The organism is Streptomyces sp. NPDC047880 (genome assembly GCF_040706515.1).
In the GTDB taxonomy this organism is placed as follows: domain Bacteria; phylum Actinomycetota; class Actinomycetes; order Streptomycetales; family Streptomycetaceae; genus Streptomyces.
Map to the genome: position 1 here is coordinate 88,059 of NZ_JBEZOK010000003.1, position 24,637 is coordinate 112,695.

Annotated in this window: 23 protein-coding genes and 3 pseudogenes; 19 read left to right on the forward strand and 7 right to left on the reverse strand. The window is 73.2% G+C overall.

The window, feature by feature from the left end; genetic code table 11:
* Positions 1-3: 3 nt before the first annotated feature.
* Both AB0937_RS06290 and AB0937_RS06295 read right to left on the reverse strand, forming a co-directional pair.
* Complete coding sequence (locus AB0937_RS06290) at positions 4-591, reverse strand: hydrogenase maturation protease (RefSeq protein ID WP_366709836.1); 588 nt, start codon at positions 589-591, stop codon at positions 4-6.
* On the reverse strand, positions 588-2,333 hold the full coding sequence (locus AB0937_RS06295) for an enoyl-CoA hydratase-related protein (RefSeq protein WP_366709838.1): 1,746 nt from the start codon (positions 2,331-2,333) through the stop codon (positions 588-590). Before AB0937_RS06295 ends, AB0937_RS06290 begins: the two co-directional genes overlap by 4 nt.
* Positions 2,334-2,604: 271 nt before the next feature.
* On the opposite strand from AB0937_RS06295, the pseudogene AB0937_RS06300 reads away from it, so the two are divergent.
* The 3 genes and pseudogenes from AB0937_RS06300 to AB0937_RS06310 all read left to right on the forward strand — a co-directional run.
* Positions 2,605-3,083, forward strand: a pseudogene (locus AB0937_RS06300) (substrate-binding domain-containing protein); the annotation flags it as partial.
* A gap of 121 nt (positions 3,084-3,204) precedes the next feature.
* Entirely contained in the window at positions 3,205-3,963 is a 759-nt protein-coding gene (locus AB0937_RS06305; protein ID WP_366709840.1) for an IclR family transcriptional regulator, read from the forward strand.
* A gap of 128 nt (positions 3,964-4,091) precedes the next feature.
* Entirely contained in the window at positions 4,092-5,300 is a 1,209-nt protein-coding gene (locus AB0937_RS06310; RefSeq protein WP_366709842.1) for a PP2C family protein-serine/threonine phosphatase, read from the forward strand.
* A gap of 21 nt (positions 5,301-5,321) precedes the next feature.
* Here AB0937_RS06310 and paaK read toward each other — a convergent pair whose 3' ends face one another.
* Positions 5,322-6,677, reverse strand: coding sequence for a phenylacetate--CoA ligase PaaK (gene paaK / locus AB0937_RS06315; RefSeq protein ID WP_366709844.1), 1,356 nt, complete (start codon positions 6,675-6,677; stop codon positions 5,322-5,324).
* Positions 6,678-7,063 (reverse strand): annotated as a pseudogene (paaI, locus tag AB0937_RS06320) (hydroxyphenylacetyl-CoA thioesterase PaaI).
* A 198-nt stretch (positions 7,064-7,261) separates the two neighbouring features.
* Between paaI and paaA the strand changes: the two are divergent.
* Genes paaA through paaE form a run of 5 tightly spaced genes read left to right on the forward strand, consistent with a single transcriptional unit; the run spans position 7,262 to position 11,000 of the window.
* Positions 7,262-8,248, forward strand: coding sequence for a 1,2-phenylacetyl-CoA epoxidase subunit PaaA (gene paaA / locus AB0937_RS06325; protein WP_366709845.1), 987 nt, complete (start codon positions 7,262-7,264; stop codon positions 8,246-8,248).
* The gene (gene paaB, locus AB0937_RS06330) at positions 8,245-8,538 is read left to right on the forward strand and encodes a 1,2-phenylacetyl-CoA epoxidase subunit PaaB (RefSeq protein ID WP_031142175.1); all 294 of its coding nucleotides are present in this window, start codon (positions 8,245-8,247) and stop codon (positions 8,536-8,538) included. Before paaA ends, paaB begins: the two co-directional genes overlap by 4 nt.
* A gap of 10 nt (positions 8,539-8,548) precedes the next feature.
* Positions 8,549-9,376, forward strand: a complete 828-nt coding sequence (gene paaC / locus AB0937_RS06335) for a 1,2-phenylacetyl-CoA epoxidase subunit PaaC (RefSeq protein WP_366709846.1) — start codon at positions 8,549-8,551, stop codon at positions 9,374-9,376.
* Complete coding sequence (gene paaD, locus AB0937_RS06340; protein ID WP_366709848.1) at positions 9,370-9,885, forward strand: 1,2-phenylacetyl-CoA epoxidase subunit PaaD; 516 nt, start codon at positions 9,370-9,372, stop codon at positions 9,883-9,885. Before paaC ends, paaD begins: the two co-directional genes overlap by 7 nt.
* Positions 9,885-11,000, forward strand: coding sequence for a 1,2-phenylacetyl-CoA epoxidase subunit PaaE (paaE, locus tag AB0937_RS06345; protein ID WP_366709849.1), 1,116 nt, complete (start codon positions 9,885-9,887; stop codon positions 10,998-11,000). The genes paaD and paaE overlap by 1 nt, the downstream gene beginning before the upstream one ends.
* Before the next feature lie 28 nt (positions 11,001-11,028).
* Here the strand turns inward: paaE and AB0937_RS06350 are convergent, their stop codons facing one another.
* Positions 11,029-12,678 carry a PucR family transcriptional regulator ligand-binding domain-containing protein gene (locus tag AB0937_RS06350; RefSeq protein ID WP_366709851.1) on the reverse strand — a complete coding sequence of 550 codons (1,650 nt, stop codon included), beginning with the start codon at positions 12,676-12,678 and terminating at the stop codon, positions 11,029-11,031.
* Between the two features lie 227 nt (positions 12,679-12,905).
* Between AB0937_RS06350 and AB0937_RS06355 the strand changes: the two genes are divergently transcribed.
* The 4 genes from AB0937_RS06355 (at position 12,906) to AB0937_RS06370 (ending at position 18,588) form a co-directional block, all read left to right on the forward strand.
* Positions 12,906-14,174: an aminotransferase class III-fold pyridoxal phosphate-dependent enzyme gene (locus AB0937_RS06355; protein ID WP_366709853.1), complete on the forward strand. Its 1,269-nt coding sequence runs from the start codon at positions 12,906-12,908 to the stop codon at positions 14,172-14,174.
* Complete coding sequence (locus AB0937_RS06360; RefSeq protein ID WP_366709854.1) at positions 14,171-15,067, forward strand: FAD-binding protein; 897 nt, start codon at positions 14,171-14,173, stop codon at positions 15,065-15,067. Before AB0937_RS06355 ends, AB0937_RS06360 begins: the two co-directional genes overlap by 4 nt.
* Positions 15,064-16,503 (forward strand): NAD-dependent succinate-semialdehyde dehydrogenase, encoded by a 1,440-nt coding sequence (locus AB0937_RS06365; protein WP_366709856.1) that lies wholly within the window; start codon positions 15,064-15,066, stop codon positions 16,501-16,503. Before AB0937_RS06360 ends, AB0937_RS06365 begins: the two co-directional genes overlap by 4 nt.
* A gap of 117 nt (positions 16,504-16,620) precedes the next feature.
* Positions 16,621-18,588 (forward strand): heavy metal translocating P-type ATPase, encoded by a 1,968-nt coding sequence (locus AB0937_RS06370; RefSeq protein ID WP_366709857.1) that lies wholly within the window; start codon positions 16,621-16,623, stop codon positions 18,586-18,588.
* Between the two features lie 57 nt (positions 18,589-18,645).
* Here the strand turns inward: AB0937_RS06370 and AB0937_RS06375 are convergent.
* Positions 18,646-19,292, reverse strand: a pseudogene (locus AB0937_RS06375) (substrate-binding domain-containing protein); the annotation flags it as partial.
* A gap of 153 nt (positions 19,293-19,445) precedes the next feature.
* On the opposite strand from AB0937_RS06375, the gene AB0937_RS06380 reads away from it, so the two are divergent.
* A complete protein-coding gene (locus AB0937_RS06380; protein ID WP_366709859.1) occupies positions 19,446-19,844 on the forward strand; it encodes an SseB family protein in 399 nt (132 codons plus the stop codon).
* A 171-nt stretch (positions 19,845-20,015) separates the two neighbouring features.
* Here AB0937_RS06380 and AB0937_RS06385 read toward each other — a convergent pair whose 3' ends face one another.
* Positions 20,016-20,441, reverse strand: a complete 426-nt coding sequence (locus tag AB0937_RS06385; RefSeq protein WP_366709860.1) for a MarR family transcriptional regulator — start codon at positions 20,439-20,441, stop codon at positions 20,016-20,018.
* A gap of 453 nt (positions 20,442-20,894) precedes the next feature.
* On the opposite strand from AB0937_RS06385, the gene AB0937_RS06390 reads away from it, so the two are divergent.
* The 6 genes from AB0937_RS06390 (at position 20,895) to AB0937_RS06415 (ending at position 24,518) form a co-directional block, all read left to right on the forward strand.
* Positions 20,895-21,152: a winged helix-turn-helix domain-containing protein gene (locus tag AB0937_RS06390; RefSeq protein WP_366709861.1), complete on the forward strand. Its 258-nt coding sequence runs from the start codon at positions 20,895-20,897 to the stop codon at positions 21,150-21,152.
* 48 nt (positions 21,153-21,200) lie between these two features.
* A complete protein-coding gene (locus AB0937_RS06395; protein WP_366709863.1) occupies positions 21,201-22,160 on the forward strand; it encodes an SMP-30/gluconolactonase/LRE family protein in 960 nt (319 codons plus the stop codon).
* 263 nt (positions 22,161-22,423) lie between these two features.
* The gene (gene crcB / locus AB0937_RS06400) at positions 22,424-22,879 is read left to right on the forward strand and encodes a fluoride efflux transporter CrcB (RefSeq protein WP_366709864.1); all 456 of its coding nucleotides are present in this window, start codon (positions 22,424-22,426) and stop codon (positions 22,877-22,879) included.
* Positions 22,876-23,256, forward strand: coding sequence for a DUF190 domain-containing protein (locus tag AB0937_RS06405; RefSeq protein WP_366709866.1), 381 nt, complete (start codon positions 22,876-22,878; stop codon positions 23,254-23,256). Before crcB (AB0937_RS06400) ends, AB0937_RS06405 begins: the two co-directional genes overlap by 4 nt.
* A complete protein-coding gene (gene crcB, locus AB0937_RS06410) occupies positions 23,253-23,600 on the forward strand; it encodes a fluoride efflux transporter CrcB (protein WP_366709868.1) in 348 nt (115 codons plus the stop codon). The genes AB0937_RS06405 and crcB (AB0937_RS06410) overlap by 4 nt, the downstream gene beginning before the upstream one ends.
* 81 nt (positions 23,601-23,681) lie before the next feature.
* Positions 23,682-24,518, forward strand: coding sequence for an undecaprenyl-diphosphate phosphatase (locus tag AB0937_RS06415; RefSeq protein WP_366709869.1), 837 nt, complete (start codon positions 23,682-23,684; stop codon positions 24,516-24,518).
* Positions 24,519-24,637: the final 119 nt, after the last annotated feature.

Below are 24,637 nucleotides of genomic sequence, written 5' to 3' on the forward strand. Positions count from 1 at the left end.
CCGCTACCGATCCTCCGCGCCGCCGCTCACCGGGCCCTGCAGCCCGGCCGGGGACAGGTCGGCGGATTCGTCCGGGCGGCTCAACGGGGGCGTGGCCGCCGGGTCCGCGAGCAGCACGGGCACCATCGTGTGCAGCGCCCGCACGGCCCGCCCCACCGCCTCCCGCACCGTCGCGCTCATGCCGGGGGCGATGTCCTCGTCGGCGGGGGCCCGCAGCTCGGGCTCGCAGGCCAGCACCAGGACGCGGGGGAGCGGCTCGTCGCCCAGGTGGGCGGCCAGGGCCAGGACCTTCGCCGGGTCCATGCCGTGCGCCTCCGGCGGGGCGCCCGTGGTGGGGGACCGGGGCAGGTCCGGCTCGATCAGCGACAGCGTGCCCGCCGTGTGCCCCCGCACGGCAGCGTCGACCAGGACGGCCGTGTGGTAGCCGTCGAGCAGCTCGTAGGCCAGGTCCATGCCGCGGATGCCGAAGTCCCGCACCCGCACCTCCGGCGGCAGCGGGTGCCGGTCCAGGGCGCGGACGACCTCGGGGCCGAAGGCGTCGTCCGCGAGGAAGATGTTGCCGACACCCGCCACGAGCAGCCGCGCGCTCACTTCGCTCCTCCCGTGGCCAGCGGCCGGGCGGAGCTGTTCGGGAGCTTCCGGACGAACGCCGACCGCAGCGCGTGGTACGGCGCCCCGGGGTCGTCGAAGACGGCACGCATGCGGGCGAGTTCGGCCCGCCGGTACTCGGCGAGGGGCCGGTGGAGCTCGTCCGCGTGACGCGCCGTGGCCTTGGCGGTGATCCGGCGCGGCAGATCCGGGTCGCCGGCCAGGTCGCCGGCCAGCCGCTCGACCTCGGCGGCGAACTCCTGGGGCCCTGCCGGCACCAGACGGTCCACCAGACCGATCCGCCCGGCGCTCGCGGCGCTCACCGGCAAGGCCTCGGTCGTCAGCCGCTCGGCCGTCTCGGCGCCCACCCGGCGGGGCAGCGAGTACGTCCAGTACTCCGACCCGTACAGGCCCATGTTCCGGTAGTGCGGGTTGAGGACGCTGCCCGTGCGGCACCAGACCTCGTCGGCGGCCAGGGCGAGCATGACGCCGCCGGCGGCCGCGTTGCCGCCGAGGGCCGCCACCACCAGCCGGTCCGTGGTCCGCAGCACCGCCTTGACCAGGTCGTTCATGGCGTTGAGGTTGGACCAGGACTCGACCGCCGGATCACTCGACGCCTCGATGACGTTGAGATGGATGCCGTTGGAGAAGAAGTCACGTGCGCCGCCGAGCACCAGCACCGAGGTGGGGCGGGTGAGCGCGTAGCGCCAGGCGGCGAGCAGCCTGCGGCAGTGGGTGGTGCTCATCGCCCCGCCGGGGAACGAGAAGCTCAGGAAGCCGACGGGGCCGCGCTGCCGGTAGCGGATGTCGGACCAGGTGGCGCGGTCCGGGGGCAGTTCGAGCGGGGCGGCGATCTCGGGCAGCCAGTACGGGCGGTCCTGCGAACCGGGCATGCCCGGGCCGCTGCCGGGCGGGGCGGGGAAGCCGGCGAGCACCGAGGCCGCGGGGCGACGGAAGGGGGCCGGGTCACCGGAGCTCTTGCGGGGGCGCAGTTCCGGGATCCACACCGCGCCGTCCCGGGTGGCCCGGCAGAGCGCGCCGGCCCGGGTCGCGAGCAGCTCCCCGGGCTCCCCGCGCAGCCGGTCCTCGGGGTGCCCGCCGTGCAGGAACACCTCCCGGCCGCAGATCTCGTCCCGGACGCCGGGCTGCGAGTCGGCCCCGCGGAGCTTGCGCAGCACCGCCGCCGTGTCGTCGTTCTCCCAGTCGATGCGCCGCTGCTGCTGGCGGAAGAAGTCCCGCCACACCACATGGACCCCGGGCTCGCTCTGCGGGCGCGGTTTGTAGGAACCGTCGGCGTAGCGCCGCACGGCCAGCAGCACGGCGGCCGTGGCTGCGTCCGCGACCTCGTTGCGGTACAGGTCGCTCTTGCCCGTCGGCGGCACCGTGAAGGTGGCGTCCGCCCACACGTCCCCGGCGTCCATGGCGGCCTCGGCCTGAAGCACCGTGACGCCCCACTCCGACGCGCCCTCGGCGATCGCCCAGTCCAGCGACGACGGGCCCCGGTCGCCGGGTGGCCCCGGGTGCACGATCAGACAGGTGTGCTCCCGCCACACGTCCTCCGGCAGGGCCGACTTCAGCATCGGGGCGACGATCAGCTCCGGGCCCGTCTCGCGTACGGCGGCCCGGACGGCGTCAGGGCCGTGCGAGGCGAGCACGACGTCCACGTGGTGCCCCTCGTCCGACAGTTCGGCGAACACACGTTGGGACAGGCTGTTGAACGCGCTGGCGACGAGCAAGATGTCCATGACACGGCATGGTCGCCCGTCCCGGGAGGGCCGTGAAGGACCACGGCGGCGTTTCGCGGCGGTCGTCCGCTTCCGGCCGAACGGATACGCGAGACTTCCGTCCCAATCCAGGGCCTCCGGCCGTTCCGGTCGGTGCACCTCCGGACGCGTCCACGCGGGCCACGCGGAGCGGACCACCGGGAGCGGGCCGCGAGGCGGCGACGCACCGGGCCGGGCACCGCGCGGGGGTTCGGTGCGTTTCGGGGGTGTGGAACGCTGACCACCTCGCCGGCCGCAGCGGTGGTTCGCCGCCCGGGACCGGCTGGAGAGCCGGCGTGGCGCCCTCGCCGCCCGCGGCATCGCGCAGCCGGCCCTGCTGCACGGCGACTGGTCGGCCGCGTCCGGCCGCGCGGCGGGCCGCGAGCTCGCCGCCCTCGGCGACTGCACGGCCGTGTTCGAGGCCAACGACGACATGGCCGTCGGCGTCGTCCGCGCCCTGACGGAGACCGGGTTGCGCGTGCCGGACGACATCGGTGGTGGGCTTCGCCGACATCCCCGTGGCCGCCTACGCCACTTTGCCGCTGACCACGGTGCGGCAGCCGTTCGACGCGGTGGCACAGGAGGGGATCCGGCTGCTGTGCGGGCTACGAGCAGCCGGAGTCGGACCTGCCGCCGCCGCACGACCCGCCGGTCGGCCTCGTCGTCCGCGCGTCCACGGAGGCACCGCCCCGGGGCGCCCGCAGGCAGAGGCCCGCCACTCCGGCGCCATGAGACGAGACGGCACCCGGCCCGCGCGGGTTTCCCGGCCGCCGTGCGGTGCGACGGCGGCCCGTCCCTGCCGGTCCGCCGGCCTCCCCTTGCCCGGGACGTACGCCTGACGCACGCTGTTCCTATGGGTGCGCAAGACGGCCCTACGCTCATCAGCTCCGTCCAGCGGGCCATGCGGCTGCTGGAGGCGGTGAGCGCGCATGACAACGGCGCGCCGGCCAAGCAGCTGGCACGCGAGACGGACCTGCCCCTGGCCACCGCCTACCACCTGCTGCGGACCCTGGTGCACGACGGGTACGTGCGGAAGCTGGACGACGGCGGCTTCGTCCTCGGCGACAAACTGCAGACCCTGCAGTCCACCGGCCGCGCGCAGGCGCTGCTCAGCCGGGTCCGGCCCACCCTCGCCGCGCTGCGGGACGAACTCGCCACCGCCGCCTACCTCACCTTCTACGAGGACGGCGAGATCAGGGTCGCTGAGATCGTCGACGGACCGGGGACGCCCCGGGTCGATCTCTGGGTGGGCTTCGAGGACGCGGGGCACGCCACCGCACTGGGCAAGTCCGTCCTGCGGGAACTGGACGAGGACGCCCGGCAGGACTACCTCTCCCGGCACCACCTCGCCGACCTCACCCCACGGACGATCACCAGCCTCCCGGAGCTCCTGCGCCGGCTGGAGGCCCCGCCCCTGGCACCGGCCATCACGGACCTGGAGGAGTACGCCCTCGGCACGGTCTGCGTCGCCGTCCCGGTGTACAGCGGGGACGTGGTCGGCTCCCTCGGTGTCTCTCTGCCGTCCCACCGGCTCTCCCGGCTGCCGGAGATCCGCGAGCGCCTGCTCCCGACCGCGAGCCGCGTGACCAGGACTCTCTCGCTCACGACGTGACGAGGAACCCCCTCGTTCACTATTTGAAAACCCGCTCCTTGCCGGTGCCCTCGCTCATCCCGTTCTCTGGACGAAAGCGACATTTCACGGACGTGCCCCGCGCACAGGTGAGGACTGCGGACCCAGACATGAGTCAAGCCCGTAACCATGGCGTCGACCACCGGCCGGTACGGCCGTCCGGCAACCGAGTGGCCGGTCCCGGGGCTTCGGCCCGCAGGCGCGTCGCCGCGCGGCTGGCCGTCGGCGCTCCCGTCCTGCCCGTCCTGGTCGTCGCCGCCGTCGTGTCCGCCGACCTCGTCGGCGGGGCGGGGATGATCTGGCTGCCCCTGCTCGCGGCCGGGCCCGCCCTCGCGGCCACGACCAACGGGCCGCGCGGGGTCCTCTGCGTCGGTGTCCTCGCCGTGGGCCTCGGCGCGACGCTCGGGGTCCGTGACGGAGTGCCGGGCCGTGAACTGGCCGCCGTGCTGTCCGCCCTGATCGCCGTCACGCTCGCGAGCGGCCTGGCCGGTGTGCTGCGCGGACGCCGGGAGCGGGTGCTGGCCGCCGTCCGGTCCGTCGCCGAGACGGCACAGCACGCCCTGCTCAAGCCGGTGCCGGCGACGATAGGGCCGTTCCAGGCGGCCGTCCGCTACAGCGCGGCGGCGGCCGAGGCCCGTATCGGCGGTGACCTCTACGCCCTGATACCCACCCCGCACGGAGTGCGGCTGATCGTCGGTGACGTGCGCGGCAAGGGGCTGCCCGCCGTCGGGACCGCCGCGCTGGTGCTCGGGGTCTTCCGTGAGGCCGCCCATGACGAGCCCGATCTCCTCGCCGTGGTCGACCGCATCGAGCGGAGCCTCGCCCGCAACCTCGGTCGCGACGACTTCGTCACCGCCGTGGTCGCCGGGTACCCGCGGGAAGGGCATCTGGAAGTGGTGAACTGCGGGCACGCGCCCCCGCTGCTGGTGCGCGCCTCGGGGAGCATCACCGCGGTGGAGCCCGCGCACCCGGCCCCGCCCCTGGGCCTGCGCGACCTCACGGGACACACCCCGGGACTCCACACGCTCCCCTTCGCCGACGGGGACCAGCTGCTGCTCTACACCGACGGGGTCACCGAGGCCCGCGACGGCGGCCGGGCCTTCTACCCCCTCGCCGAGGGCCTGGAGCGGCACGTCTCCCAGGAGCCGGCCCGCACCCTCGACGCGCTCCACGAGGAACTGCTGGCCCATGTGGGCGGGCGGCTGCACGACGACGCGGCCCTGCTCCTCATCCGCAAACCGGCCGCGTCAGGCGCGGAGCCGGAGGCTTCCGGCCCGGACGTTCCCGCCCCGGTGTCCGAGGCGAAGTGCTGCTCCTGAGGGCGCGGCGGCCGCACCGGCTCAGCCCTCGCGCAGGTCCTTCACCCGGCGGAGCTTGCCGAGGGAACGCTCCAGCGTCTCCGGCTCGACGATCTCGACCTCGGCGGTGATCCCGATGCCGTCCTTGACGGCCCCGGCGATCGTCGCGGCCGCGGCCTCGCGCTGCTCGGGGCCGGCGCCGGGGCGGGTCTCGACGCGGACGGTCATGTGGTCCAGGCGGCCACGCCGGGTCAGCCGGATCTGGAAGTGCGGGGCGACGCCGGGCGTGCGCAGCACGATCTCCTCGATCTGGCTGGGGAAGACGTTGACCCCGCGCAGGATGATCATGTCGTCGCAGCGGCCGGTGATCTTCTCGATGCGGCGGAAAGCGGGCCGGACCGTGCCGGGCAGCAGCCGCGTCAGATCACGGGTGCGGTAGCGGACGACTGGCAGGGCCTCCTTGGTCAGGGACGTGAAGACCAGTTCACCCTCCTCGCCCTCGGGCAGCACCTCACCGGTGACCGGGTCGACGACCTCGGGGTAGAAGTGGTCCTCCCACACGTGCAGGCCGTCCTTGGTCTCCACGCACTCCTGGGCGACGCCCGGGCCGATCACCTCGGACAGGCCGTATATGTCGACGGCGTGGATGTCCGTCCGCTCCTCGATCTCGCGGCGCATCTCCTCCGTCCACGGCTCGGCACCGAACACACCCACCCGGAGACTGCTGCCGCGCGGGTCGATCCCCTGCCGCTCGAACTCGTCGAGCAGCGTGAGCATGTAGGACGGGGTGACCATGATGATCTCGGGCCGGAAGTCCTGGATGATCTGCACCTGGCGCGCGGTCATGCCCCCGGATGCCGGGATCACCAGACACCCGGCGCGCTCCGCCCCGTAGTGCGCGCCGAGGCCGCCGGTGAACAGGCCGTACCCGTAGGAGACGTGCACCTTGTGGCCCGGCCGCCCGCCCGCGGCGCGGATCGAGCGGGCGACGAGGTCCGCCCACATCGACAGGTCGTTCTCCGTGTAGCCGACCACCGTGGGGCGGCCGGTGGTGCCGCTGGAGGCGTGCACCCGCCGCACCCGGTCCATGGGCACGGCGAACATGCCGAAGGGGTAGGTGTCCCGCAGGTCGGCCTTCGTGGTGAAGGGGAAGCGGGACAGATCCTCCAGCGAGCGGCAGTCGTCGGGGGAGACCCCGGCCGCGTCGAACTTCTTCCGGTACGCCTCCACGTTGTCGTAGGCGTGCCGGAGGCTGCTGCGCAGACGGTCGAGCTGGAGCTCGCGCAGCTGCTCACGGGTCAGCCGCTCACCGTCGTCGAGAAGGTCGTGGGGGAGCGGTTCGCCGAGTCGCCGCCGCGTCGGTTCAGGGGCCCGGGAGGCTGTCGTCTCGCTGGTCATTCAGGACTCCTCCGGCCTCGTGCTCCTGATGCTCCGGCTGCGGCCCCGGAACTCGGCGATCACCTCGTCGCCCCGCCGGACGCTCACGTCGTACAGGCCGCTGCGCCCGAACCGGGTGCGTTCCTCGGCCCGCGCCACGAGCTCGTCACCTGGTGAGCCGGGGCCACGAAGGTGATGTCGGCGCCGGCCGCGACGGTCACCGGACCGTGGCTGTTGCAGGCGCAGGCGAACGCGGTGTCGGCGAGCAGGAAGACGTATCCGCCGTGGGCGATGCCGTGCCCGTTCACCATCGCGCGGGTCACGGTCATGCGCAGGACGGCGGTCCCCTCGCCCTGCTCCAGCAGCTCGATGCCGAGCCCGCGTGAAGCCTCGTCCGCGGCGAACATCGCCTCCGCCGGGGGTGTCGCGTCAGCCGTATGACTCACTTCTCGCACCGCCTTGTAGCCCGACCGAACATTCGGTTAGCTTCGGTGCCGCCAAGTAATCAACTCGCCTCGGCGCCTGTCAAGGGCCGGGGTCTTACCAAGGCGCGGCGCCTTGTCATACGATGTACCGAACGAATGGTCGGTTGGGAAGTGGGACGGATGGACACGACACACTCCAGCCCCCCGGGGGCGGACGGCGCCGAGCCGGATCTCCAGCAGCACTTCGACGCGACGATCGCGCGGGACCAGCGGATCGAGCCGCGCGACTGGATGCCGGAGGGCTACCGGAAGACGCTGATCCGGCAGATCGCACAGCACGCGCACTCGGAGATCATCGGCTTGCAGCCCGAGGGCGAGTGGATCACCCGCGCCCCCTCGCTGCGCCGCAAGGCCATCCTGTTCGCCAAGGTCCAGGACGAGGCCGGGCACGGGCTGTACCTGTACTCGGCGGCGGAGACGCTGGGCGCCGACCGCGCGGACCTGACCGAGCGGCTCATCGAGGGCCGCCAGAAGTACTCGTCGATCTTCAACTACCCGACGCTCAGCTTCGCCGACGTCGGCGTGATCGGCTGGTTCGTGGACGGCGCCGCGATCTGCAACCAGGTGCCGCTGTGCCGCTCCTCCTACGGGCCGTACGCGCGCGCCATGGTGCGGATCTGCAAGGAGGAGTCGTTCCACCAGCGGCAGGGTTACGAGCTGCTGATGACGATGATGCGCGGCACCGCGGAGCAGCGCGAGATGGTGCAGGACGCCGTGAACCGCTGGTGGTGGCCGTCGCTGATGATGTTCGGCCCGCCCGACGACGCCTCACCCAACTCCGCGCAGTCCATGGCCTGGAAGATCAAGCGGCACAGCAACGACGAACTGCGCCGGCGCTTCGTCGACATGACCGTGCCCCAGGCCGAGAAGCTCGGCGTGACGCTCCCCGATCCGGAGCTGCGCTGGAACGAGGAGCGGGGACACCACGACTTCGGCACGCCCGACTGGGACGAGCTGATGCGGGTCATCAAGGGCGACGGCCCGTGCAACGACCAGCGGATGGAACGGCGCCGCACGGCCCACGAGGAGGGCGCCTGGATGCGCGAGGCGGCTACCGCCCACGCCGCCAAGCAGGCGTCCCGCGAGCGGAAGGGAGCGGTGGCATGACCGCCGACAAGCAGGACTGGCCGCTGTACGAGGTGTTCGTACGGGGCAAGCGCGGCCTGAACCACGTCCACGTGGGATCGCTGCACGCCGCCGACGACCGCATGGCCCTCACCCACGCCCGCGACCTGTACACCCGCCGTAACGAGGGCGTGTCCATCTGGGTCGTGCGCTCGGAGCACATCGCCGCCTCCACCCGCGACGAGAAGGACCCCTTCTTCGAACCCAGCGCCGACAAGGTCTACCGCCACCCGACCTTCTACGACATCCCCGACGACGTCCCGCACATCTGAAGGAGAGGGCATGAGCGACGACCACGTCTACCTGACCCTCGCCGAGGGACATGAGGACGACACCCGCTGGGCCTACGGCACCGGCTTCGAGGATCCCCTGCACGGCGTCGACACCGCCGTGCCCGACGACGTGGACGCCGGTGAACTGGCCGCCCTCTGCGTCACCCTGGCCGATGACGCCCTGGTCTCCGCGCAGCGGCTCGCCGAGTGGACCACGCGCGCCCCCGAGCTGGAGGAGGAGGTCGCGCTGGCCAACATCGGGCTCGACCTGCTCGGCCAGGCCCGCCTGCTCTACTCCCGCGCGGGCCAGACCGACGGCACCGGCCGCGACGAGGACGCCTTCGCCTACTTCCGCGACGCCGGCGACTTCCGCAATGTACGCCTGGCCGAACTGCCCAACGGCGACTTCGCGTTCTCCATCGTGCGGCTGCTGGTGTTCGCCAGCTGGCGCCTCGCGCACTTCGAGCGGCTCACCGCGCACCGCGACCCGGTGCTCGCGGCCATCGCCGCCAAGGGCGTGAAAGAGCTGGCCTACCACCGTCAGTACGCGGCCGAGTGGGCCGTGCGCCTGGGCGACGGCACCGAGGAGTCGCACCGCCGGATGCGCAAGGCGCAGGAGCAGGTGGCGCCCTACCTGGGCGAGTTGTTCACGGCGTACGACGTCCGCGACGAGGTCGTCGCGGTCCTCCGCCAGGTCACCGAGGCGGCGGGGCTGCCCATGCCGGTCTACCGCCCCCTGCCCGGCTCGGGCCGCACCGGCGACCACACCGAGCATCTCGCCCCGCTCCTCGCCGAGTTGCAGGGTGTGGCTCGCGCCCACCCGGAGGCGACATGGTGACGGCACTCCTGGACGAGCGACGGGCCCGGCGCATCGCCGAGCAGGTGCCCGACCCCGAACTGCCCATGCTCACCCTGGCCGACCTCGGTGTGCTGCGCGAGGTGACCCTCGCCCCGGACGGCACGGTGGTCGCGAGCCTGACCCCGACCTACTCGGGCTGCCCGGCGATGGCCGAGATGCGCGCGGGCGTCGCCGCCCGGCTGCGTGAGGCGGGGTACGCGCGCGTGACGATCCGCACGGTCCTCGACCCGCCGTGGAGCAGCGACTGGATCACGGCGGAGGGCCGGCGCAAGCTCGCCGAGCACGGCATCGCCCCGCCCGGCGCCGCGCCCGCCCGCCCCGCCGGACCGGTCCCGCTCGTGCTGTCGCCGACCCGCCGCTCGGTGCCCTGCCCGCGCTGCGGTCACCCCGACACCGAGGAGACCTCCCGCTTCGGCGCCACGTCCTGCAAGTCCCTGTGGCGCTGCCTCGCCTGCCGCGAGCCGTTCGAGTACGTCAAGGAGATCTGATGGAGGACCTGATGGAGCCGGCCCCCGCCCCGGCCGCACGCCCCCGTGCCCGCCGACGTCCGGTCTTCCACGCCCTGCGGGTCGCGGCCGTGCAGCCGCTGTGCGAGGACGCGGCAGCCGTGAGTTTCGACATCCCGGACGAACTGGCCGAGGAGTTCACCTTCGCGCCCGGCCAGTCGCTCACCCTGCGCCGCGACGTCGACGGCCGGGACGAGCGCCGCTCGTACTCGATCTGCGCCCCGGCCGGCACGGCGCCGCGCATCGGTGTCCGGGTGGTGCCGGGCGGCCTGTTCTCCTCCTGGCTGGTGCGGGACGTCCGCCCCGGCGACACAGTGGAGGTCATGGCGCCCACCGGCGCCTTCACCCCCGACCTCACCGCACCCGGCCACCACGTCCTGATCGCCGCCGGCTCCGGCATCACCCCCATGGTCTCCATCGCCGAGTCCGTCCTGGCCGCCGACTCCCGCTCGCGCGTCACCCTCCTCTACGGCAACCGCCGCACCGGCACGGTGATGTTCGCCGACGAACTCGCCGACCTGAAGGACCTCTACCCGACACGGTTCCAGCTCGCCCACGTCCTCTCCCGCGAGCCCCGCGAGGCCGAGGTGCTCTCCGGCCGGCTCGACGCCGAGCGGCTCTCCGCCCTCGTCGGCGCGCTGATCGACGTGGAGTCGGCCGACCACTGGTGGCTGTGCGGCCCGCACGGCATGGTCCGCGCCGCCCAGCAGATCCTCACCGGCCTCGGCGTCCCCGCCGACCGCGTCCACCAGGAGCTGTTCTACGCCGACGACGAGCCCGTCCGCGAGGTCCGCCACGCCGAGACCGGCCCCTTGGGCCCGGTCAGCCAGGTCACCGTCACCCTCGACGGCCGCTCCACCACGGCCCCGTTGCCCCGCGACCGCACCCTCCTCGAAGGCGCCCAGCAGACCCGCCCCGACCTGCCCTTCGCCTGCAAGGGCGGGGTCTGCGGCACCTGCCGGGCCCAGATCACCGACGGCAAGGCCGACATGCGCCGCAACTTCGCCCTGGAACCGTCCGAGGTCGACGCGGGCTACGTCCTCACCTGCCAGACGTTCCCGGTGTCCGAGACGCTGACGGTCGACTTCGACACCTGATCCCCCTCGGAACGGGACGCGCAAAGCGTTACAGGGGGTGCCGTCCCCGGTCGGTGCGCAGGACTCTCAACGCCGTGAGCGCCACGTGGAGTTCCGTGCGGTGGGCGCCGGATTCGAGATCGGTGCCGAGGAGGCGTTCGACGGTGCGCAGACGCTGGTACATGGTCTCACGCGACAGACCGCCGCGCCGGGCCGCCGTGGTCTTGTTGCCGGCGGCCTCGAGGTAGTGGCCCAGGGTCGTCAACAGCTCGGTGCCGTGCCGGTCGTCGTGCTCGATGAGCCGGCCCAGCCGGCGTTCCGTGTAGTCCTGGATCCTGGTGTCCTCGCGCAGCGCGTACAGCAGCCGGCGCAGGCCGACGTCCGGCAGCTCGTGGAAGGAGCGGTCCGCGGGCAGGGCCTCGCCGGGCGGAGTGGCCTCCATGACCCGGGCCGCCTCGCGGAAGGAGCGGGCGGTGTCGGCGAGATCCGCCACCCCCGAGCCGACGCCGACGATCGCCCCCGGCGCCAGGGCCAGTGCCGCGCGGCTCAGCCGTTCGGCCACCGGCCGCCAGGGCTGGGCGTGGCGCAGCGCCAGCAGCACACCGAGGCGGCCGGGGGACAGCTCGCCGACCAGCGCCGGGACGCCGGCCGACCGCAGCTCCCGGTGCAGCCGGTTCTCCGGCTCGGAACCCTCCCCGCCATGCCCCAGGTCCACGAGGACCGCCAGGAACACAGCGGCCTCCGTCGGCAGACCCAGCGCGGCACAGCGGGCGCGGACGTCCTCGGGGGAGTGGTGGCGCTGCTCGGCCAGCTCGCGCAGGGCGTTGCGGTGGGCCGTGTGCTCCCACGGCGTGGAGTGGATGAGCCGGGCCACGGTCAGGGCCATCGCGGTCCGCTCCAGGACGGTGACGTCCTCCGGCCCGAAGACCGGCCCGTCGTCGGGCAGCATGACCAGCCGCCCCCAGCGTTCGCCCTGGTAGGAGACCGGCGCGGTGAGCCAGCCCTCCGGACCGCCCACCTCGGTGTGTTCGCCGGGCCCGGACGCCCGGGAGCGCGGCTCCCACTCCCCGAGCGCCTCCTCCACCGTGCTCCCCGAGGGCTCGCAGATCAGCGCCTGGTGCACCAGGTTCTCCAGCACGACCGTCCGGCCACTCATCTCCGCCGCCGCGCGCAGCACGTCCTCCGGACCCGCCCCGCGCAACGTCAGGGCCGTGAACGCCTCGTGGATCCGCTGGGTCCGCCGCATCGCCTCCGCCTGGCTGCCGAGGATCAGCGCGTGCACGACCTGCGTGACCTCCAGGAAGTTGACGTCCCGGGCGAGGGTGACCAGAGGGAGCCGCCGGGCCCGGCAGGCCTGCACGAGGGCGTCGGGCGGCCGGTGGTAGCGCCGTACGAGCTCGATGACCAGGGCGGCCGCCCCCACCTCGGTGAGCTCCTCGACGTACCGGCGGACACCCGCGGCGTCCTCGGGCAGGGGCATGCCCGTGGTCAGGACCAGCTCCCCGCCCTTGAGGAAGGAGGCGGGGTCCGTCAGCTCGGTGATGTGCACCCAGCGCACCGGCCGGTCCAGCTGCGCCAGCCCCGTGACGACCTGGGGCTGCCCGGCGGCCAGGACCGGCAGGGCGAGGACGTCGGCGAGGGTCGGCGCCCGACCGGCCGGGGCGGGATCACGGCCGGCTGCCGGGGGGTGAGCGTTCACGGTGCCTCCCTGCGTGCCCGGTCACTCTGACAAGCGGGGCTGACCTGCGCAAGAGCTGTCCACGCGAGGGGCGGGCGGTGCCGTAGGGGTTCGGCGGTTGACACAACGTCCGAACACCGGGTTCCGGCTGGACAGATCATGCGTTGTCCCGTTTCGCGACGGCTTGGATGCTCGGGAACCGGAGCTGAGCCAAGCAACCAGACCTCGACGTACGGCCGGGAGACCACATGACCGCACTGTCGCCGCACCTTCGCCAGGCCACCCCCGTCGTGGCGGCCCGGGGCGAGGGCGTCCACCTCTACGGTGAGGACGGCCGCCGCTACCTCGACTTCACCGCCGGCATCGGCGTCACCAGCACCGGGCACTGCCACCCCGAGGTCGTGGCGGCGGCGCAGGAGCAGGTGGGCACCCTCATCCACGGGCAGTACACCACCGTCATGCACCAGCCGCTGCGCCGCCTCGTCGACAAGCTGGGCGACGTGCTGCCGGCCGGCCTGGACAGCCTGTTCTTCACCAACTCCGGCAGCGAGGCCGTCGAAGCCGCTCTGCGCCTGGCCCGCCAGGCCACCGGCCGGCCCAACGTCCTGGTCTGCCACGGCGGCTTCCACGGCCGTACCGTCGCCGCCGCCTCCATGACCACGTCCGGCATCCGCTTCCGGTCCGGCTTCTCGCCGCTGATGAGCGGTGTGGTCGTCACCCCGTTCCCGACGGCCTTCCGGTACGGCTGGGACGAGGAGACCGCCACCCGTTTCGCTCTCGAGGAACTCGACTACACCCTCCAGACGATCTCGTCGCCCGCCGACACGGCGGCGATCATCGTCGAGCCGGTCCTCGGCGAGGGCGGCTACGTCCCCGCCAACCGCGCCTTCCTCGAAGGCCTGCGGGAGCGGGCGGACCGGCACGGCTTCCTGCTGATCCTCGACGAGGTGCAGACGGGGGTCGGTCGCACCGGCCGCTTCTGGGGCCACGACCACTTCGGCGTCACTCCCGACATCCTGGTCACCGCCAAGGGCCTCGCCAGCGGCTTCCCCCTCTCCGGCATCGCCGCTTCCGAGGAACTCATGACGAAGGCCTGGCCCGGCTCGCAGGGCGGCACCTACGGCGCCAACGCCGTCGCCTGCGCCGCCGCCTGCGCGACGCTCGACGTCGTACGCGAGGAGAAGCTCGTGGAGAACGCCGACGCCATGGGCAAGCGGCTCCGCCAGGGCCTGGAGGCCGTGGCCGACCGAACCCCCGGCATCGGGGACGTCCGCGGCCTCGGTCTCATGCTCGCCACCGAGTTCGTCACCGAGGACGGCAGTCCCGACCCGGAGACCGCCGCCCGCGTCCAGCGGGCCGCCGTGGACGAGGGCCTGCTCCTGCTGCTGTGCGGCGCCTGGAACCAGGTCGTCCGCATGATCCCGGCGCTCGTGATCGACGAGACCGGCGTCGACGAGGGTCTCCAGGCCTGGGCGAACGCCGTCGAGGCCGGAACCTCGGGAGCGTCGGACCGATGACCACCGCCACCCGCGGCCTGGCGGGGCTGACGGCCCGCATCGCCGAGCTCGCGCCCGGTCTGCGGGTGGAGACCGGACCGGGGGCCACCGGCGCCTACGCCTATGACGCCTCCAACTACCGTGTGCCGCCCCGGGCGGTGGCCTTCCCGCGGACCGCCGACGATGTGGTGGCCGTGGTGCGGGCCTGCCGTGCGGCGGGTGTGCCGGTCACGGCCCGGGGCGGCGGCACGAGCATGGCGGGCAACGCCGTCGGTGCCGGCGTCCCCTGCACCCCGCGAGACGGCCTGTGCTGCGGACTGACCTGGGTCAGCACCGGCCAACTGGGCACGGCCCGCAAGGTCATGGCCCGAACCGTCACCGCCCTCGACGACGGCGACGACCGGCCGATCATCGTCGCAGAGCCCAGCTGCGCAGCCGCCCTCAAACGCGACGTACCGGAACTCCTCGGCACCGAGGCCGCCCGGCGCGTGGCCGACCGCGTGCAGACCTTTACCGGGGCCCTGGCCGACCTCGCCGACCAGGGCTGGACCGCACCGCCCCTCCCCGAGAACGTCGTGCTCCAGACCCACTGCCACGAGTACGCCACCTTCAAGGGCCACCGCCCCGCCGACCTGCTGCGCCGCCTCGGTATACGCGGAGTCGACGAGGCCGAGGGCTGCTGCGGACTCGCCGGAAACTTCGGCTTCGAGGCCCAGCACTACGACACCTCCATCGCCGTCGCCGACCTCGCTCTGCGGCCCCGTCTGGACCGCCTCGACGGACGGCCCGTCGTCGCCGACGGCTTCAGCTGCGCCACTCAGATCGACCACCTCGCCGGCGACCGGGGCGTTCGCGCCCTGCACCTCGCCGAACTCCTCGACCCCGCCGCCGATCAGCCAGGAGAGACGACATGACCGAGGTTCTGACGCAGTTGTTCATCGGCGGTGCGTGGGTGGACGCCACCGACGGTGCCACCATGCCCGTCGACGATCCGGCGACCGGCGAGATCCTCTGCCACGTCGCCGACGCCGGCCCGAAGGACGCCCGGCTGGCCGAGGAGGCCGCCGTCGGTGCCCAGGCGGCCTGGGCCCGCACCGCGCCCCGGGCCCGCAGCGAGATCCTGCGCCGCGCCTACGAGCTCATCCTGGAGCGCACCGACGAGCTCGCCCGTCTGATGACGTCCGAGATGGGCAAGCCGCTCGCCGAGGCCCGGGGAGAGGTGGCGTACGCGGCCGAGTTCTTCCGCTGGTTCTCCGAGGAGGCCGTCCGTATCGGCGGCGGCTGCGGCACCCTGCCCGACGGCCGCAACCGCATGCTGCTCTCCCGGCGCCCGGTCGGGCCCTGCCTGCTGATCACGCCGTGGAACTTCCCGCTGGCCATGGGCACCCGCAAGATCGGCCCGGCGATCGCGGCGGGCTGCACGATGATCCTCAAGCCCGCGCCGCAGACCCCCCTGTCCAGCCTGGCGCTGGCCGGGATCCTGACGGAGGCGGGCCTGCCGGACGGCGTGCTGAACGTCGTCACCACCTCCCGTGCCGGTGAGGTGTGCGAGCCGCTGCTGCGCGGCGGGAGGATCCGCAAGCTGTCCTTCACCGGGTCCACCGCGGTCGGCCGGCTGCTGCTCGCGCAGTGTGCCGACACCGTGGTACGCACCTCGATGGAGCTGGGCGGGAACGCGCCCTTCATCGTCTTCGACGACGCCGACCTGGACGTGGCCGTGGACGGGGCGATGATCGCCAAGATGCGGAACATGGGGGAGGCCTGCACGGCGGCGAACCGCTTCTTCGTGCACCGGTCGGTGGCCGGCGAGTTCGGGCGGCGGCTCGCCGAGCGGATGGGCGCCCTCGTGGTCGGGCCCGGGACGCGCGACGGCGTCGACGTCGGCCCGCTGATCGACGCCGCCGGACGCGCCAAGGTCGCGGAGCTGGTCGCCGACGCGGTGGAGCGCGGCGCACGGGTGCTCGTCGGCGGCCGCACGCCGGAGGGGCCCGGCCATTTCTACCCGCCGACCGTGCTGGCCGGCGTCGACCCCGGCAGCCGCCTGATGGATACGGAGATCTTCGGACCGGTCGCCGCGATCCTCGCCTTCGACGACGAGGACGAGGTCCTGCGCCGTGCCAACGACACGTCCTGGGGCCTGGTCGGTTACGTCTTCACCCAGGGGCTGGACCGCGGGCTGCGTGTCAGTGAGGGCCTGGAGGTCGGCATGGTCGGCCTGAACACCGGCCTGGTCTCCAACCCGGCGGCTCCGTTCGGCGGGGTCAAGCAGTCCGGGCTCGGGCGAGAGGGCGGCCGGGTCGGGATCGACGAGTTCCTGGAGTACCAGTACCTCGCGGTGCCCGTGCGGTGACACCGGTATCCGCCCGTGCCGGCGCGCCATGTCGAGGGGTCACATGAAGAAATGAATGAGTCTTCATGTGTTCCTGTATGGTGAGTGGCCACGCGACCCCGCCAGAAGGACCCCCTGATGACCTCCACGCTCGCGCCGCATCCGGTCGAACGGGCGAAGCCCGCACGCACCGGAGAGGTGGCCCGGCGGCGTACCCGTGTCCTCGCGCTTCCCGAGGCGCGCTGGGCCGCCGCGGCCACCGTGCTCTTCCTGCTCGCGCTGCCCTTGCAGTTGACCGGCGCCCCCGCCTGGACCTGGGGCACTCTGTACGCCCTGTCGTACGCCACCGGCGGGTGGGAGCCGGGGTGGGAGGGGCTCAAGGCGCTGAAGGACCGCACCCTCGACGTGGACCTGCTGATGGTCGTCGCCGCACTGGGCGCGGCCGCGATCGGGCAGGTCATGGACGGCGCCCTGCTCATCGTCATCTTCGCCACCTCGGGTGCCCTGGAGGCCCTGGCCACGGCCCGCACCGCCGACTCCGTCCGCGGCCTGCTCGACCTGGCCCCCGCCACCGCCACCCGGATGAGCCCGGCGGGTGAGGAACAGGCCGTGCCGGTCGAGGAGCTGGAGGTCGGTGACACCGTTCTCGTACGGCCCGGCGAGCGAGTCGGAGCCGACGGACGCGTGCTGGACGGGGCGAGCGAGGTGGATCAGGCGACCATCACCGGTGAGCCGCTGCCGGTGCCCAAGGAGCGGGGCGACGAGGTCTACGCGGGCACCCTCAACGGCACCGGCGCGCTGCGGATCCGGGTCGAACGGGACGCGTCCGACTCGGTGATCGCCCGGATCGTCCGCATGGTGCAGGAGGCGTCCGAGACCAAGGCGCCCACACAACTGTTCATCGAGAAGGTCGAACAGCGCTACTCGCTGGGCATGGTGGCCGCGACCCTGGCCGTCTTCCTGGTGCCGCTCGCCTTCGGGGCGCAGCTGACCGACTCGCTGTTGCGCGCCATGACCTTCATGATCGTGGCCTCGCCGTGCGCGGTGGTGCTGGCCACCATGCCGCCCCTGCTGTCGGCCATCGCCAACGCCGGACGTCACGGTGTGCTGGTGAAGTCGGCCGTGGTGATGGAGCGGCTCGGCCAGGTGGACGCGGTCGCCCTGGACAAGACCGGCACCCTCACCGAGGGCAGCCCCCGGGTCACCGACGTGCGGCCGCTGCCCGGATCCGGCCTGGACGAGCGGGAGTTGCTGACACTGGCGGCGGCCGCCGAACGGCCCAGTGAGCATCCACTGGCCCGGGCGGTCGTGGACGCGGCCCGCGAACGTGGTCTCGACCTGCCCGACGCGCGGGACTTCACGTCCGCGCCCGGTGTGGGAGTCACCGCCGTCGCCGGCGGCCGTACGGTCGCGGTCGGCGCACCGGCCCGGCTGGCGGACGACACCGTCGGCACGGCCGTGGAACTGGAGGAATCCGGCCGTACCGCCGTCCTGGTCGTCGTGGACGGCACCCCCGCCGGACTGCTCGGCGTCGCGGACCGGCTGCGCCCGGACGCCACCGCCACGGTCGCCTCCCTCACCCGGCTCACCGGCACCGCCCCCGTGCTCCTCACCGGCGACAACCCCCGCGCCGCCGCGCGCCTCGCCGCCGAGGCCGGCATCGACGACGTGCGCGCCGGGCTGCTGCCGCAGGACAAACTGACGGCCGTCCAGGAGATGGAGAGCACGGGCCGCAAGGTGCTGGTCGTCGGGGACGGCGTCAACGACGCACCCGCCCTGGCCGCCGCGCACACCGGCATCGCCATGGGCCGGGCCGGCTCCGACCTGGCCCTGGAGACCGCGGACGCCGTCATCGTGCGCGACGAGCTCGCCGCCGTCCCCGCCACCGTCGCCCTGTCCCGCCGCGCCCGCAGGCTGGTCGTGCAGAACCTCGTGATCGCCGGGGTGTTCATCGCCGGTCTCGTCGTCTGGGACCTGGCCGGTGACCTGCCGCTGCCGCTGGGCGTCGCGGGTCACGAGGGCTCCACGGTCCTGGTCGGCCTGAACGGGCTGCGGCTGTTGCGGGAGGGGGCCTGGCAGCGGGCCGTGGCGGGGGGAGAGGGGTGACGAACGCCGGTCGGCGCACCGGGGCCGTGACCGGGGAAGACGGCTGACGAGCGCCGGTCAGTGCGCCGCCGGCGCGGCGCTGCTCGCCCGCACCACCAGGTCCACGGGCACCAGGGTGCCGATGCGGGGCCGCTCGCCCGGGCCGTCGATGCGGTCGGTGAGCAGCCGCAGCGCACGGGTGCCGATCTCCGCGAAGTCGGTGCGGACGGTGGTCAGCGGCGGCAGAAAGTGCGCGGCCTCGGGGATGTCGTCGTAGCCGACGACGCTGATGTCCCCCGGGGCGCACCGTCCGCCCTCGTGCAGCGCGTGCAGCAGACCGAGCGCCATCTGGTCGTTGGAGGCGAACGCCGCCCTCACCTCCGGGCGCCGGGCCGGCCGGCGGCCCAGGTCGTAGCCGGAATCGGCGCTCCAGTCCCCGACGAGGGGGTCCGGAACGGCGGCACCGGCGGCCCGCAGCGTCGACTGCCAGCTCGTCAGCCGGTGGTCGGGGGAGGTCCAGCCCGTCGGGCCCGCGATGTGCCACACCGTGGTGTGCCCGAGGCCGAGGAGATGCTGGGTGGCCTTGCGGGCGCCGGTGTGGGACTCACCGGTACCAGGGCCGTCTCGTCGTCGAGCGCGTTCTCCAGGACGACCAGGGGCGTGCCCGGGCCGGTCGCCTCCGCCAGGGGCCGGCCCGCCCACAGCCGGGGCGCGATCGCGATCACGGAGCCCGACCACAAGATCTCCCCGCGGCTCCCACGAACCCTGAAGCTCCACCAGGATTGCCCCCTTGCCGTTCGGGTACGCGAGCAGGACCGTACCCGGGGCGGATCTTGCCCCGGGCAGGCCGCACGACTGCCGCTACCAGGGAATGTGCCATGGAGACACCTGCAAACGACCCCACGCCCACGCCCGCCCAGCGGGCACTGGACGTCCTCGCCGAGAACACCGAGGACGCGGCGGCTCTGGACGCGCTCGCCAACAGCGACGTGCTCATCCCCGTGCCCGACGACGCGGCCGACGCCGACGCCGTCAATCCCTCGGCGGTGGCGCTGCCGGTGCTGGAACAGCCGGGCGGCGAACCGGTGGTGCCCGTGTTCACCTCCGAGGTGGAGATGGCCGGGCTGCTGCCGTTCGTCTCCCGCTACCGCATGGTGCCGCTCGGCGCCCTCGCCGCCCAGTGGCCGGCCGACGACCTGTCGCTCACCATCGACGGCAGCTCGGAGCACCGGCTGACGCTCACCTCGGAGGGAGTCCGCACCCTGCTGGCCCGCTAGGGACCGTGGTGAGAGTGGCGTCGTTGCCCCAAGGGCGGCCGCGCGGCGTTCGGTGCGTGATCTCGGCGTGCCGCCCGGAAGCCCTCGTACCGGGCGTACCCGGGCTTTCGGGTGGTGCGGCGAAAGGGCGTGCCGGGCGTCGCGCGGCAGGCGCCACTTTCGCCACAGGCCCTAGTGAGGGGACCGGCCCGATCCCGGACCGGTCGGCTGGCCGCCCAGCGCCCGGGTCAGCGCCGCCCGCTGCAACGGCAGCACCTCGGCGTGCAGGTCACGGCCCTTTGACGTCAGGGCGACCCACACGCCCCGCCGGTCCTCCGCGCAGACGGACCGCGACACCAGGCCGTCCTTCTCCAGCCGGGCGATCAGCCGGGACAGCGCGCTCTGGCTGAGGTGGACCCGCCCCACGAGGTTCTGCACCCGGCACTGCTCGCCCTCCTCGGGCGCGGCGGTCACGAGCATGTCCAGGACCTCGAAGTCGGACGCGCCGAGTCCGTGCGGATGCAACGCCCGGTCGATCTCGCACATCGTGCGGGCATGCGCCGACAGGATGTCCCGCCACCGTTCCTCGAGCTGTCCGCCAGCCGTACTCGCCGCCATAGGGGAACGGTAACACCGGTGCAGGGTTCAATGACCGTGCATGGACCATCTCCGGCGCGCCTGCGCCGACTCCCGTTTCACCAGCTCCGTCGGCAGGATCACGCCGCCGGATCCTCGCCCCCGATCTGCGCGAGCAGCACTCCTGGACCACGGCGGGCGGCAACGGCTGGGACCCGGCCGGCGCGACCTCCGGCGACGCCTGGGAGAACCAGGCGCTGTTCGGCTGCGACGACCACGCGCTGTCGTCGATGTCCCTTTTCCGGCACCGCTGAGCACACGGGGGAGGGCCCGCCGCCCGGACCCTCCCGGCTGTCGGGCCCGGCGCCCGAAGTCCTGCGCGGTGTAAGGCAGTTCGGTATCGGCCAAGCATGCCCGAGTACCGGACACGGCGGCCTTGGCTGCGAGACGGTGGGAGGACGCGGTGAGGGCGGAGCCGCGAGGCAGGGGCACGACATGCTGAGGACTCCCACGGACGAGACGCGGCTGCGCATCCTGGCCTGGCTGAAGGAACCCGCGACCGCGCAGGACGGTGTCACCGCGGACGCCGTCGCCGAGCGGTTCTCGTTGGCACGCCCGGTCGCCGTCACCCATCTCCGGCTTCTCGAGGCCACCGGCATGGTGCGCACCAGCAGGTCCGCGGGCCGGGTCCGCTACCACCGCGACGACATACGGATCGCTGAAGTCGCCCGCATGTTTGAAAAGGGCTGGTAGGCGACCCGGTACGCGGTATCGCTCCCGACGGTGAAGGACACGCACGCAATGGACCGGCCCACGGCACTCGTCCCCCGTCACTACGTCGCCGTGGGCCCCGGCCCCGAGGACGTGGTCGCCGACCCGCGCGGCCGCGTCCTCACCGGGGTCGCGGACGGCCGCATCCTGCGGCTCGACGCCCTCGGTGATCCGGTCGCGGTCCGCGTCGAGGTGATCGCCGAGACCGGAGGCAGGCCGCTCGGGCTCGAACTCCTCCCGGACGGCGACCTGTTGGTGTGCGACGCGACACGCGGACTGCTGCGCGTCGGCACCGGCGACGGCACCGTCCGTGTCCTCGCCGGCTCGGTGGCAGGGGAACCGCTGCGCTTCTGCAGCAACGTCGTGTCCCTCTCCGACGGCAGTGTCTACTTCACCGTCTCCAGCCGCCGCTACCCGCTGGAGAACTGGATCGGCGATATCGTCGAGCACACCGGGACGGGACGGCTGCTGCGGCTCGCCCCCGGCGGTGACACACCCGAGGTGGTGCTGGACGGGCTGCAGTTCGCCAACGGCGTCGCCGTCGGCGCGGACGAGTCCTTCCTCGTCGTCGCCGAGACCGGCGCCCGCCGGCTGCTGCGCCTGCGGCTCACCGGGCCCGAGGCCGGCCGGAGCGAGCCGTTCGCCGAGGACCTCCCGGGCATGCCCGACAACCTCTGGCGCGGCACGCCCGACGGACCGATCTGGGTCGCGCTCGCCGGGCCCCGCGTCCAGGCCCTCGACCTGCTGCACCGCAGCGCGCCCGGCGTCCGGGCCGCCGCCGCGCGCGCCGCCGTACGCGCCCCGTTCCGCCCCGTCGGCACGATCGCCCTCCAGGCCTACGACGACCAGGGCCGCGTCGTCCACCACCACGGCCGCCGCCACTCCGGCTACCGCATGCCCACCAGCGTCTGCGAAGCGGGCGGGCACCTGATCCTCGGCAGCATCTGGGAACGGGGCGTCGCCGTCTGCGAGCCGCCCGCCCCGAAGTGACCTGCGCCGACCGCCCCGGAGCGACCTGCACCGCCTGCTCCGGAGCCGACTGCACCGCCCGCCGCGAAGCGACCCTCACCGCAGCCTCGGAGTGACCCCGTTCGGCCCCGGGGTTAACCTGAACTCCGGCCGCGGCTGACGTCGCGGCGCGGCGGTGGGGCCCGCCGTACCCGAACCGCGGCGAGGACGCCGCCAACGGTCCCTACTTGCGACGGCACGCGCCCGCACGACCCCGGGCTCCCGGCGAGTAGGAGACGCACCCCATGACATCCCCCGAGAGCCTCCACGTGCGAGCCTCCACCCCGCGGCGGCCCTCCTGGCGCGCCCAGGCGCCCGTCGTCACCGTCGTGGCGCTCGGCGGGGGAGCGGGGGCGGCCGCCCGCCACGCCACCTCCCTCTGGTGGCCCACGCCCGCGGGCGGCTTCCCCTGGACGACGCTGGCCGTCAACATCGCCGGCTGCGCGGTGATCGGCGTGTTCATGGTGATCATCACCGAGATCCGGACCCCCCACCCCCTCGTCCGTCCCTTTTTCGGCACCGGCGTCCTCGGCGGCTTCACCACCTTCTCGACGTACGCCGTCGACATCCGAAGGCTCGTCGACGGCGGCCAGGCCGGCCCCGGTCTGGCCTACCTGGTCGCGACCCCGCTCGCGGCCCTCACGGCGGTGTGGATCGCGGCCGGGACGACCCGCCGCGTCCTGCAGAGGAGGCAACGATGACGAGACCGACCGGCAGGGCCCTGCGCCTGACCGTCTTCGTCGGCGAGAACGACACCTGGCACCACAGGCCCCTCTACTCGGAGATCGTCCACCGGGCCCACGCGGCCGGCCTGGCGGGCGCCAGCGTCTTCCGCGGCATCGAGGGGTTCGGCGCCTCCTCCCTGATCCACACCTCGCGGCTGCTGTCCCTGAGCGAGGACCTGCCGGTCGCCGTGGTGATCGTCGACACCGAGCCACGCGTCCGCGCGTTCCTCCCGCACCTCGACGACATCGTCACCGAGGGGCTCGTGACCCTCGACGCGTGCGAGGTGATCCGGTACACCGCTCTCGGGGACGACCCCGGCACAGCCGGTACGAAAGGTAAGAAGTCGTTGTGAACTGGCTGCTGGTCGTCTGCGGCGCGATGGTGGGAGCCCCGCTGCGCTACCTCACCGACCGGGCGGTCCAGGCGCGGCACGACTCGGTCTTCCCCTGGGGCACCTTCACGGTCAACGTCGGCGGGTCGCTGATCCTCGGCCTGCTCACCGGCGCCGCCACCCACCTCCAGCTGCTGCTCGGCACCGGCCTGTGCGGGGCCCTGACGACCTACTCGACGTTCTCCTACGAGACGCTGCGGCTGGCGGAGACCGGGGCACGGCTGCAGGCCGCCCTCAACGTCGTGCTCAGTGTGACGGCCGGCCTCGCCGCGGCCTTCGCGGGGGCCGCATTGGCGCGCATGTGAGGTGCGTCCATGAACTCCGTTCTCGTCCGGGTGTAGTAAGACGGTCCCCTCCGCTCCCGCCCCCGAGCAGAACTGGATCCCATGAGCGTCATCAGCGTCGGTCAGGCCGTCGTCCTCGGAGCCGTCGAGGGGGTGACCGAGTTCCTGCCCGTCTCCTCCACCGGCCATCTGAAGATCGTCGAGGGGCTGATGGGCATCCCCGTCGACGACGACGCCGTGGTCGGGTTCTCGGCCGTCATCCAGGTCGGCGCGATCGCCGCGGTGCTCGTGTACTTCTTCAAGGACATCGTCCGGATCGTCTCCGCCTGGGGGAGGGGCCTGCGCAACCGGGAGGAGCGTCACCACCACGACTACAAGTTCGCCTGGTGGGTCATCTGCGCGACCATCCCGATCGTCGTGGTCGGGCTCGCCGCCAAGCCGCTCATCGAGGGCCCGCTCGCCTCGCTGTGGGTGGTCGCCGGCTCGCTGATCGTCGGCAGCGGCGTGATGTGGGCGGCGGACCAGATGGGCCGGCACAAGCGCGGTGAGGACGACACCTCGTTCAAGGACGCGATGCTCGTCGGCAGCTCCCAGATCCTCGCCCTGCTCTTCCCCGGCTTCTCCCGCTCCGGCGCCACCATGTCCACCGCGCTGATCCTCGACCTGGACCGCGTCGCCGCCACCCGGCTCTCCTTCTTCCTCGGCATCCCCGCGCTGACCGGCGCCGGCCTCTATGAGCTCAAGGACGCCCTGGGTACCGGGGCTGGCGCGGCCCCGCTCGCCGTCGGCACGCTCGTGTCCTTCGCCGTGGCCTACGCCTCCATCGCCTGGCTGCTGAAGTTCGTCGCCAAGCACTCGTTCAACGCGTTCGTGATCTATCGGATCGTGGTGGGCGTGCTGCTGTTCGGGCTGCTCGGGGCGGGTGTGCTGCACGGTTGAGTGTTCTGCCGAGTGGCGCCGTCGTCTGTCTGCGGCGCCATCGTGGCTGGTCGCGCCGTTCCCCGCGCCCCTTGGGGGCCGCCCCTTGACAGCAGCTTCCGTCGCCCGGAGTATCTCTC

What these genes read in the sequence shown, in the direction of transcription:
- AB0937_RS06415 (WP_366709869.1), top strand. Translation starts at nt 23,682, where the DNA reads ATGAGCGTCATCAGCGTCGGTCAGGCCGTCGTCCTCGGAGCCGTCGAG.
- AB0937_RS06365 (WP_366709856.1), top strand. Translation starts at nt 15,064, where the DNA reads ATGACCGAGGTTCTGACGCAGTTGTTCATCGGCGGTGCGTGGGTGGAC.
- paaE (WP_366709849.1), top strand. Translation starts at nt 9,885, where the DNA reads ATGGAGGACCTGATGGAGCCGGCCCCCGCCCCGGCCGCACGCCCCCGT.
- AB0937_RS06405 (WP_366709866.1), top strand. Translation starts at nt 22,876, where the DNA reads ATGACGAGACCGACCGGCAGGGCCCTGCGCCTGACCGTCTTCGTCGGC.
- AB0937_RS06305 (WP_366709840.1), top strand. Translation starts at nt 3,205, where the DNA reads ATGGGTGCGCAAGACGGCCCTACGCTCATCAGCTCCGTCCAGCGGGCC.
- paaB (WP_031142175.1), top strand. Translation starts at nt 8,245, where the DNA reads ATGACCGCCGACAAGCAGGACTGGCCGCTGTACGAGGTGTTCGTACGG.
- AB0937_RS06390 (WP_366709861.1), top strand. Translation starts at nt 20,895, where the DNA reads ATGCTGAGGACTCCCACGGACGAGACGCGGCTGCGCATCCTGGCCTGG.
- paaA (WP_366709845.1), top strand. Translation starts at nt 7,262, where the DNA reads ATGGACACGACACACTCCAGCCCCCCGGGGGCGGACGGCGCCGAGCCG.
- paaK (WP_366709844.1), bottom strand. Translation starts at nt 6,677, where the DNA reads ATGACCAGCGAGACGACAGCCTCCCGGGCCCCTGAACCGACGCGGCGG.
- AB0937_RS06310 (WP_366709842.1), top strand. Translation starts at nt 4,092, where the DNA reads ATGAGTCAAGCCCGTAACCATGGCGTCGACCACCGGCCGGTACGGCCG.
- AB0937_RS06385 (WP_366709860.1), bottom strand. Translation starts at nt 20,441, where the DNA reads ATGGCGGCGAGTACGGCTGGCGGACAGCTCGAGGAACGGTGGCGGGAC.
- AB0937_RS06360 (WP_366709854.1), top strand. Translation starts at nt 14,171, where the DNA reads ATGACCACCGCCACCCGCGGCCTGGCGGGGCTGACGGCCCGCATCGCC.
- AB0937_RS06380 (WP_366709859.1), top strand. Translation starts at nt 19,446, where the DNA reads ATGGAGACACCTGCAAACGACCCCACGCCCACGCCCGCCCAGCGGGCA.
- AB0937_RS06355 (WP_366709853.1), top strand. Translation starts at nt 12,906, where the DNA reads ATGACCGCACTGTCGCCGCACCTTCGCCAGGCCACCCCCGTCGTGGCG.
- paaC (WP_366709846.1), top strand. Translation starts at nt 8,549, where the DNA reads ATGAGCGACGACCACGTCTACCTGACCCTCGCCGAGGGACATGAGGAC.
- AB0937_RS06370 (WP_366709857.1), top strand. Translation starts at nt 16,621, where the DNA reads ATGACCTCCACGCTCGCGCCGCATCCGGTCGAACGGGCGAAGCCCGCA.
- paaD (WP_366709848.1), top strand. Translation starts at nt 9,370, where the DNA reads ATGGTGACGGCACTCCTGGACGAGCGACGGGCCCGGCGCATCGCCGAG.
- AB0937_RS06295 (WP_366709838.1), bottom strand. Translation starts at nt 2,333, where the DNA reads ATGGACATCTTGCTCGTCGCCAGCGCGTTCAACAGCCTGTCCCAACGT.
- AB0937_RS06395 (WP_366709863.1), top strand. Translation starts at nt 21,201, where the DNA reads ATGGACCGGCCCACGGCACTCGTCCCCCGTCACTACGTCGCCGTGGGC.
- crcB (WP_366709864.1), top strand. Translation starts at nt 22,424, where the DNA reads ATGACATCCCCCGAGAGCCTCCACGTGCGAGCCTCCACCCCGCGGCGG.